The organism is Desulfobaculum sp. (genome assembly GCF_054921475.1).
Map to the genome: position 1 here is coordinate 1 of NZ_JBUDSW010000164.1, position 8,334 is coordinate 8,334.

Below are 8,334 nucleotides of genomic sequence, written 5' to 3' on the forward strand. Positions count from 1 at the left end.
TTGAGGTGACGTGCCATAACGGCTCCCTCGTGACGATCCGCGTCCCCTTGCAGGGGCGGCGCGCAAATGGGGAAGACGCGCGGTCGCTGCTGCTCGATGGCTCCTTTTTGCTGGGCGGTGAGTTTGCCGCCTCGCTTGAGGACGAACTTGGTTCGTATGTGACGTCTGCCGCCGTGCGTCCGGCGGTGGCCGAGGGGGCGCAGGGGCCTGTGCCTGAACTGGTGATGGAGTATACAGGGCTTATCTACCTGCCAGCGAATTCACCGGAACTGACCGAGACCCTCAAGTGGGCGCCCTACCCCGGTGAGCCGGACCCGGTATGGGAGCTGGTCATCCCTGTGCCTTTTCTTCGGATTTATAACGCCATCAAGGCGGCGAATTCCTGCGTGGTGTTTCTGTCCTGCCCGGAGAGCATGGGCGAGGGGGCCTCTGGTGGACTGTGCCGCCACAGAAAAGCCGCCCGCCAGCAGGGCTGGCGCGCCGGCGCGAAAAAAGGTGAAATGGGGGCCTCGTCCAACACCACGTGATGCTTGGCAAAGGCAGAAAAGGCGCGGGGTACGCCTCATCTTGGGGTTGCAAAGCGTCTGAGAAAAGACTAGGCAAAGGTCCGCATCCGGAACACAGCGACCACAAGGTTGAACCTTGTGGTTTTTTGTTTGCCCCCAGATTTTCGAGACAAGGATTAACAGACGTATGGCCACAAAAAAGCTTTCTGTAGGTGGATACACCGAGTCCCGTTGCTCTCGGTGTAAGGACGTAACGAATCATATCATTGCCGCCATGGTTGATGGCGAAGTGATCAAGGTCCAGTGCTGCGCGTGTGGAAGCATGCATAAGCATCGCCCGCCCCGCGTGCAGAAGGCCGAAACCTCCGCGACCGTGGTCAAGCGTTCCGGCGGCAAGGTCAGCCCCGTACGCAAGGCCGGCGCCACAGGCGGCAGCACCGCCAGCACCCCGCGTCGCACCGCCGCGTCCAAAAAGAAGGCCGCAGCCGCAGCCGTCAATTCCGAAGCCGTCCGCAAACTGTGGGAAAAGGCCCTGCAGGCCCGCAGTGAAAACGCTCCCAAGCCCTACAGCATGCAGGGCGAGTACGAGCTGGACGACGTTATCGAGCACCCCAAGTTCGGCACCGGCTACGTGTGCGAGCTTGTGGACACCGACAAGGTGAAGATTCTCTTCCAGTGTGGGGAAAAGCTCCTGCGCTGTGCGCTTCGCCAGGTCGCCTAACGCGGCCACCTCTTTTGTGCCTTTCTGGCGCCCGGGCTTATGCCCGGGCGCTTTTTTTATGCTTTCCCGGTGAAAAGGAGCGCCGCTGGGCATTGGGCTTGCGCCGCAGATTGTTTCGGCATTGCAGGCGTGGTAGAGTGAAAACTCCCACCAAACCTGTGCGAATTGCGGCGAGGTGCCACATTGTGATGAAGACCCTGCGCAGCACAATGACCACGGTTGTGCTCCTGGCCAGCGCAACGATGCTGGTTCTGTCCGTCTTGGTTATATCCATGGTTTATACGGACGGGTTCAGCGCCGTTGAGCGCGAAAATGCGCTTCGCGATTTGACGCGGGTGCGCAATATTCTGGACGGCGAGGTCCACTCGCTGGCGTCCCTGACGCGGGACTGGGCATGGTGGGACGACACCTACGCCTTCATGGACAACCGCAACGCCGCGTATATCGAATCCAACCTGACTTTTTCTACCTTTGAGGAACAGCATCTGCGCTTTGTGGTCTACCTGCATAACGATGGCTCCGTTGTCACCGGGCGGCTGGCAGACCTTGACCGGGGGGTCTTTTTGCCTCTGCCCGGCCAGTTGCAGCAGGCCCTGCGCGAATTGTGGCAGCGTGGGCAGGACTACGGCACGGAGGGCCTGTCTGGCGTGCTGCTCTTTGACGGGGTGGCGCATATTGTTTCGGCCATGCCTGTGCTGACGAGTATGCCGTCCGGTCCGCCGCGCGGGGCGTGCGTGATGGGGCGGGTGATGGATGAGGCCTTTGTGCAGCGCGCCGAGGCCGAGGCGGGGCTGGATTTATCCCTGTATGTGGCGGGCGCGCCCGATGTGCCGGACCTTGTGCGCGATTTGGCCGATGCGCCTGGAACCGTCCGGGCGCTGTCCCCGGCACGCTTGATGGCTGTGGCGCCTATTGCCGATGTGTTCGGCAGTCCTTCGTTGTTGGTGGCCGCCAAGATGCCCCGCCCGCTGCACGCCCTTGCCGGGCGGGTGGTGCGGTATCATATTGCAGGGGTGATTGCTCCGGCGATGGTGTTGGTGGCCGTGGTTATCGCGCTGATGGATTCGTTGGTGGTCTCGCGCCTGTCGCGCCTTGGGCGGCAGGTCTCGCGCATTACCAAGGGGCCGGGGTACTCCGGGGCTGTGGAGCTAAGCGGCACTGACGAAGTGGCCGTGCTCGCACACGACATCAACGGCATGCTGGAGCAGCTTCGCGAGAATGAGCACTTTTTCAGTCAGATACTCAGCCATCTGCATGCTGGGGTGATGATTGTGGATGAATCGTCGTTGGAGGTGCTGGAGGTCAATCCTTTTGTTCTGGAACTGTTTGGGCTGGAGGCCTCGGAGGTGCTGGGCACGCGCTGTGTGGACCGGCTGTGCAAGGCCGAGGATACATCGGGGTGCCCGCTGGTGCATACCGAGGATGTGGGCCGGACTAAGGTCCGCCAACTGCGGCGGGGGGATGGGGCCGTAGTGAGCATTGTCAGCACCGCCGCGCGTGTGACGTGGCAGGGCCGCGCGTGCATTCTTGAAACCATGGTGGACATCACGGCGCTGGAGGAAACCCAGCTGGCCCTGCAGGAGACGGAAAAGCTGTACAGGACGGTGTTCATGAACACCGGCGCGGCCACCATGCTCATTGAGGAAGATACCACCATTCTGCTGGCGAATCCGGAGTTTGAGACGCTGGTTGGCCGCTCCGCGCAGGAGCTGGAGGGCAAGGTCTCGTGGGTGGACCTGTTCCATCCCGAAGATGTGCCCCGCATGCTGGAATATCACCGCTCGCGGCGGCAGGACCCCATGGACGCGCCGCGCATGTACGAGGCGCGTGTTATTGATACCGAGGGCAAGGCCCATCACGTGACCCTCACTGTGGCCATGGTCCCGGGCGAGCGCATCAGCGTCGCGTCCCTTGTGGATATTACGGAGCGCAAAAAGGCCGAGGAGCAGCTTGTTCAGCAGGCGTTTTATGACGAATTGACAGGCTTGCCCAACCGCCGCCTGCTTATGGAGCGTTTGGAGCGCGCCATAGAGGTGGCCCAGCGGCGCAAGTGCTCCGTGGGCGTCTTTCTGCTGGATCTTGATAATTTTAAGCTGGTCAACGACCTGCTGGGCCACCAAAGCGGCGACGAAGTGCTGCGCATGGTGGCGGAGCGCCTCTGTGAAGTGGTGCGAAGCAAGGACACCGTGGCCCGTCTGGGCGGCGACGAATTCCTCGTGGTGGTGGACGATGCCAAGGACGGCAGCACACTGGCGCGCCTTGCCACATCCATCAATGACCGCTTTGCGCGGCCCTTCCACTACCGGAATCAGGATTTCTATTTGGGCTTTAGCATTGGCGTCAGCGTGTACCCGGACGACGGCGTCTCCAGTCCGGAGGAGTTGGTCCAAAATGCCGATATGGCCATGTATCAGGCCAAGCGCACGGAGCAGAATTCCTTTAGCATGTTTACGGCGGAGATGAACCAGAAGGCCATGCGCCGCCTGACCATCGAGGGCGAATTACGCTCCGCGGTGAAGCACAGAAATTTCGTCAGCTATTATCAGCCGCAGGTGGACCTGTTTACGGGGGAGGTCATTGGCGCGGAGGCCTTGGTGCGCTGGGTGCAGCCCGATGGAGCCATTGTTCCGCCCAACGACTTTATCCCCCTTGCCGAGGAAACGGGGCTTATTGTGCCCATTGACTTGCAGGTCATGGAGGATGCGGCGGAGCGCGTGGCCCTGTGGCAAAAGGAAGGGGCCAAGGATTTCAAGATTTCCATCAACCTGTCCGCGCGGCATTTTGCCGGGACCAACCTGCCTGACGAGGTGCGGACCATACTCTCCCGCACGGGCCTTGCGCCGGGGCAGTTGGGCGTGGAAATCACCGAAACACTGCTGATGCAAAATATGCAGCAGGCCTCGGAGATTCTGGGGCGGCTGTCGCGGATGGGCGTGCGCGTGCTGCTGGACGACTTCGGCACCGGCTATTCGTCCCTGTCCTACCTGCGCCGCCTGCCCATTGATACCCTCAAGATTGACCGGTCTTTTGTGCAGGACATCACCGGAGAGAACCCCGAAAGCGAAGTGGTGCCCCGCACCATCCTGCAACTGGCCGAGAGCCTTGGCCTGAACGTGGTGGCCGAAGGGGTAGAGACTCCCGAACAGGTGGAGTTTTTGCGCCGGCACGGATGCACCCACGCGCAGGGCTTTTTGTTCTCGCGCCCTGTGCCGCATACCGAATTCCGTCGATTCTTCACGCTCAAGAGCATTTTCTCCGACTAGCGCGACGCTGCGCCGGAGTGGTGTGGAAAAGTCCGCGCGCTGTGGAAAACTGCGCTGGGCTACGGCTCGCCCACGCGGCGAGTGGCGTCGGCGCGCATTTGCCGCTGGTACAGGCGGTAGCCGGGGCACCATGAGGTGTGCCAGCGCCACAGCCGGGCCAGCAGTGAATCCGGGCGGCGCTCGGCGCGGCGGCGCATGGGGCAGATGTCGCACATGGGCTTAAGAATGGACATGGCTTCCTCCCGTGGCGGGGTTATATTCCCGGCCGGTCGAGGCTTCGGTAGTTGATGGCCTCCGCCAGATGCGGCGCGGCGATGGCGTCTGCGCCGTCAAGGTCGGCAATGGTGCGGGCAATGCGCAGCACCCGCGTATAGGCCCGTGCCGAGAGGCCAAGGCTATGGACAGCCTTTTCCAAAAATGCGTGCTCTGCGCTGGTGAGGGCGCAGTAGCGTTCTAGCAGGCGGCCGCTCAGCTCGGAGTTGGTCAAAATGGTTTGGCCCTCGTACCGCGTGGCCTGCACGCCGCGCGCGGCAAGGATGCGCCTGCGCATGGTGGCGGAATCCGCGCCGTGGCCGTCGGCCCGCAGGTCGTCGTAATTGACGGCGGGGACCTCCACATGCAGGTCAATGCGGTCGAGCAGGGGGCCGGACAGGCGCGAGCGGTAGGCCCCAATCTGGTGCGGCGTGCAGGTGCAGGCGTGTTTGGCGTCGCCGTAATAGCCGCAGGGACACGGATTCATGGCCGCCACCAGCATCAGGTCCGCCGGATAGGTGAGGGAGATGGCCGCGCGGGACAGGGTGACCCGTCCGTCCTCCAGCGGCTGACGCAGCACTTCGAGCACATTTTTTTTGAACTCGGGGAGTTCGTCAAGGAAGAGCACGCCCCGGTGGGCCAGCGACACTTCCCCCGGCCGCGGATACGCGCCGCCGCCGATGAGGCCTGCGTCGGAAATGGTGTGGTGCGGGCGGCGGAAGGGACGCGCCACGCACAGCGGTTCACCGTCCAGGAGCCCCGCCACGGAATAGATTTTGGTGACCTCAAGGGCTTCGTCAAAGGTCAGGGGCGGCAGCACCGTGGGAATGCGGCTGGCCAGCATGGTCTTGCCGCTGCCGGGCGGGCCGATGAATAGCAAATTATGCCCACCAGCCGAGGCGATTTCAATGGCGCGCTTGGCGTGTTCCTGCCCCTTTACCTCGCTAAAGTCTACGGGAAAGGCCTCGCGCATGGCCCAGAGGTCCTGCAAGGTGCTGGGCGCAGGTTCAATGGGGGCTTCCCCGGTGACGTGGCGCACCACGTCCGCAAGGGTGGCGGCGGGGTAGACGCTGACGCCGTCCACCACCGAGGCCTCGGCCACATTGGCTGTCGGCACCACAAGGCCCTTGGCCCCTTCGTCCCGCGCGCGCACAGCCATGGGCAAAATGCCGGACACCGGGCGGACCTCGCCGCTGAGGGAAAGTTCCCCGGCAAAGTACAATCCACCAAGGGCGCCGGCGTCAATGGTGCCTGCACCGGCCAACAGGCCAAGGGCGAGGGGCAGGTCATAGGCGCTGCCTTCCTTGCGGACCGTTGCCGGGGCCAGATTGACGGTGATGCGCGAGGGCGGCAGCTTGAAGCCCGAGTTGCGCAGGGCGGAGAGGACGCGCTCCTTGCTTTCGCGCACAGCCCCCTCCACAAGGCCCACCATGGTAAAGGCAGGCATGCCGGAACGTGACAAATCAACTTCGAGTTGCACCCGGAAGGCATCAATGCCCATGAGGGCGGCGCAGGAGACGGTGGAAATCATGTGGCTTCAGTCGGGGAAAAGGTTTTTCGAACAGGCAGTGCTGTATATATATTGATGAATATAGGAATGCAAACGGCATTTGCAGAAGGGGAGGCGGGGCGGCAAGAGGCGCCAAAACGAAACACGGCCCGGTCCAAAATGGACCGGGCCGTGTTGTGCGTACTGTGGATGCGGCGGGGCGGGCTATTCGACCAGTTGGCCGAGGCGGCCCCAACGGATGTTGAGGGGGGCCTCCCATGACCAGTAGATGCGCCATGCCTTGCCGATGATTTGCGAGCGGTCCACGAAGCCCCAGTAGCGGGAGTCCGAGGAGTTTTCGCGGTTGTCGCCCATGCAGAAGTATTTGCCTTCGGGCAGGGATATGGGGCCGAAGTTGTGCGTGGGCGGGAAGTTTTTGGGCGGCAGTCCGGCGAGGTAGGGCTCGTCGAGGCGCTCGCCGTTGCGGTAGACCACGTTGTCGCGCATTTCAAGGGTGTCGCCGGGGGTGCCGATGACGCGCTTGATGTAGTCCTTGGACTCGTCGCGCGGGTAGCGGAAGACGATGATGTCGCCGTGCTCGGGGTCGGAAATGGGCAGCAGCGTCACGTCCGTGAAGGGCAGCTTCACCCCGTAGATGAATTTATTGACGAGAAGCTGGTCACCAATCTGGAGGGTCTCCAGCATGGAGCCGGAAGGAATCTTAAAGGCCTGTACCACAAAGGAGCGGATGAAAAAGGCAAGAACAAGCGCGATGATGAGCGCTTCGGCATAATCACGCAGGACCTTGTGCCATCTGGGATTCATGGGTTCGTAACCTCTGGGTATGTGAGGAAGGGGCATGGCGGCCCCTTCCGCAGTTCGTCTGAGTTGCTGGCGCGGTTTAGTCCGTTTCGGCCTTGAGCGCGGCGAGGAAGGCTTCCTGCGGGATTTCCACACTGCCCATCTTCTTCATGCGCTTTTTGCCGGCCTTCTGCTTTTCAAGAAGCTTGCGCTTACGCGTGATGTCGCCGCCGTAGCACTTGGCGGTAACGTTTTTGCGCATGGGCGCGTTGCGCTCGCGCGCGATGATGCGTGTGCCGATGGCGGCCTGCACGATAACCTCGTACAGCTGGCGCGGGATGGACTTCTTCAGCTTCAGGGCCACGGCGCGGCCGTAGCGCGCCGCACGTTCGCGGTGCACAATGATGGCAAGGGCGTCCACCACGTCGCCATTGATGAGCATGTCCAGCTTGACGAGGTCGGCTTCGCGGAAGTCGATGAACTCGTAGTCCATGGAGGCGTAGCCCCGGGTCACGGATTTCAGCTTGTCGAAGAAGTCATAGACGATTTCGGCAAAGGGCAGCTCGTAGGTGATGATGACGCGGGTGGAGGTCATGTAGCGCATATCCTTCTGGATGCCGCGCTTTTCCTCGCACAGTTTGAGCGTTGGGCCGACGAATTCGTTGGGCACGTGGATTTCCATGCGCACATACGGCTCCGCAAAGGACGAAATGGCCTGCGGGTCGGGCAGATTGCTCGGGTTGTCGATAATGGTTTCCACGCCGTCTGTGGTGATGATTTTATACGCCACGGACGGTGCGGTGGTGATGAGCTTGGCGTCGAATTCGCGTTCAAGGCGCTCCTGAATGATTTCCATATGCAGGAGGCCGAGGAATCCGGCGCGGAAGCCAAAGCCGAGGGCCTGGGATGTTTCCGGCTCAAAATGGAACGCCGCGTCGTTGAGGCGCAGCTTTTCCAGCGCGGCCTTGAGCGGTTCGTACTCGGCGGGTTCCACCGGGTACAGGCCGCAGAAGACCATGGGCTTGATTTCCTTAAAGCCGGGGCAGGGCAGCTCGGTGGGGTTCTTCTCCAGCGTGACGGTGTCGCCAACCGGGGCATCGGTGATGTCCTTCATGTTGGCGCACAAAAAGCCCACGTCGCCGGGGTAGAGTGCTTTGACTTCCTTGGGGTTGGGGGAGAAGACGCCAAGGTTGGTGACGTCGAAGGCGCGCTTGGTGGAGTTGATGCGGATGCGGTCGCCCACCTTCAGGGTGCCGTCCAGCATGCGGAACAGCACAACGACGCCGCGGTACGTGTCGTACC

The 8,334-nt window shown here is 62.1% G+C and carries 7 protein-coding genes; 3 read left to right on the forward strand and 4 right to left on the reverse strand.

Going from position 1 to position 8,334, the window contains the following annotated elements:
• From ACY69P_RS11125 to ACY69P_RS11135, 3 genes are all read left to right on the forward strand, one after another.
• Positions 1 to 527: hypothetical protein (locus ACY69P_RS11125; RefSeq protein WP_462327517.1), on the forward strand; the 527-nt coding region annotated here is incomplete at its 5' end.
• A 301-nt stretch (positions 528 to 828) separates the two neighbouring features.
• Positions 829 to 1,227, forward strand: a complete 399-nt coding sequence (locus ACY69P_RS11130; protein WP_404846087.1) for a hypothetical protein — start codon at positions 829 to 831, stop codon at positions 1,225 to 1,227.
• Between the two features lie 188 nt (positions 1,228 to 1,415).
• Positions 1,416 to 4,490: an EAL domain-containing protein gene (locus ACY69P_RS11135; protein WP_462327520.1), complete on the forward strand. Its 3,075-nt coding sequence runs from the start codon at positions 1,416 to 1,418 to the stop codon at positions 4,488 to 4,490.
• Positions 4,491 to 4,549: 59 nt separating this feature from the next.
• Here the strand turns inward: ACY69P_RS11135 and ACY69P_RS11140 are convergent, their stop codons facing one another.
• The 4 genes from ACY69P_RS11140 to lepA form a co-directional block, all read right to left on the reverse strand.
• On the reverse strand, positions 4,550 to 4,723 hold the full coding sequence (locus tag ACY69P_RS11140) for a hypothetical protein (protein ID WP_462327518.1): 174 nt from the start codon (positions 4,721 to 4,723) through the stop codon (positions 4,550 to 4,552).
• A 20-nt stretch (positions 4,724 to 4,743) separates the two neighbouring features.
• A complete protein-coding gene (locus ACY69P_RS11145) occupies positions 4,744 to 6,273 on the reverse strand; it encodes a YifB family Mg chelatase-like AAA ATPase (RefSeq protein ID WP_459897630.1) in 1,530 nt (509 codons plus the stop codon).
• A gap of 183 nt (positions 6,274 to 6,456) precedes the next feature.
• Positions 6,457 to 7,056 carry a signal peptidase I gene (gene lepB / locus ACY69P_RS11150; protein WP_459897631.1) on the reverse strand — a complete coding sequence of 200 codons (600 nt, stop codon included), beginning with the start codon at positions 7,054 to 7,056 and terminating at the stop codon, positions 6,457 to 6,459.
• Between the two features lie 76 nt (positions 7,057 to 7,132).
• On the reverse strand, positions 7,133 to 8,334 hold a 1,202-nt coding region (lepA, locus tag ACY69P_RS11155), incomplete at its 5' end, for a translation elongation factor 4 (protein ID WP_462327519.1).

Coding starts and splice junctions, on each gene's coding strand:
- ACY69P_RS11130 (WP_404846087.1), top strand. CDS start 829: ATGCATAAGCATCGCCCGCCCCGCGTGCAGAAGGCCGAAACCTCCGCG.
- ACY69P_RS11135 (WP_462327520.1), top strand. CDS start 1,416: ATGAAGACCCTGCGCAGCACAATGACCACGGTTGTGCTCCTGGCCAGC.
- ACY69P_RS11140 (WP_462327518.1), bottom strand. CDS start 4,723: ATGTCCATTCTTAAGCCCATGTGCGACATCTGCCCCATGCGCCGCCGC.
- ACY69P_RS11145 (WP_459897630.1), bottom strand. CDS start 6,273: ATGATTTCCACCGTCTCCTGCGCCGCCCTCATGGGCATTGATGCCTTC.
- lepB (WP_459897631.1), bottom strand. CDS start 7,056: ATGAATCCCAGATGGCACAAGGTCCTGCGTGATTATGCCGAAGCGCTC.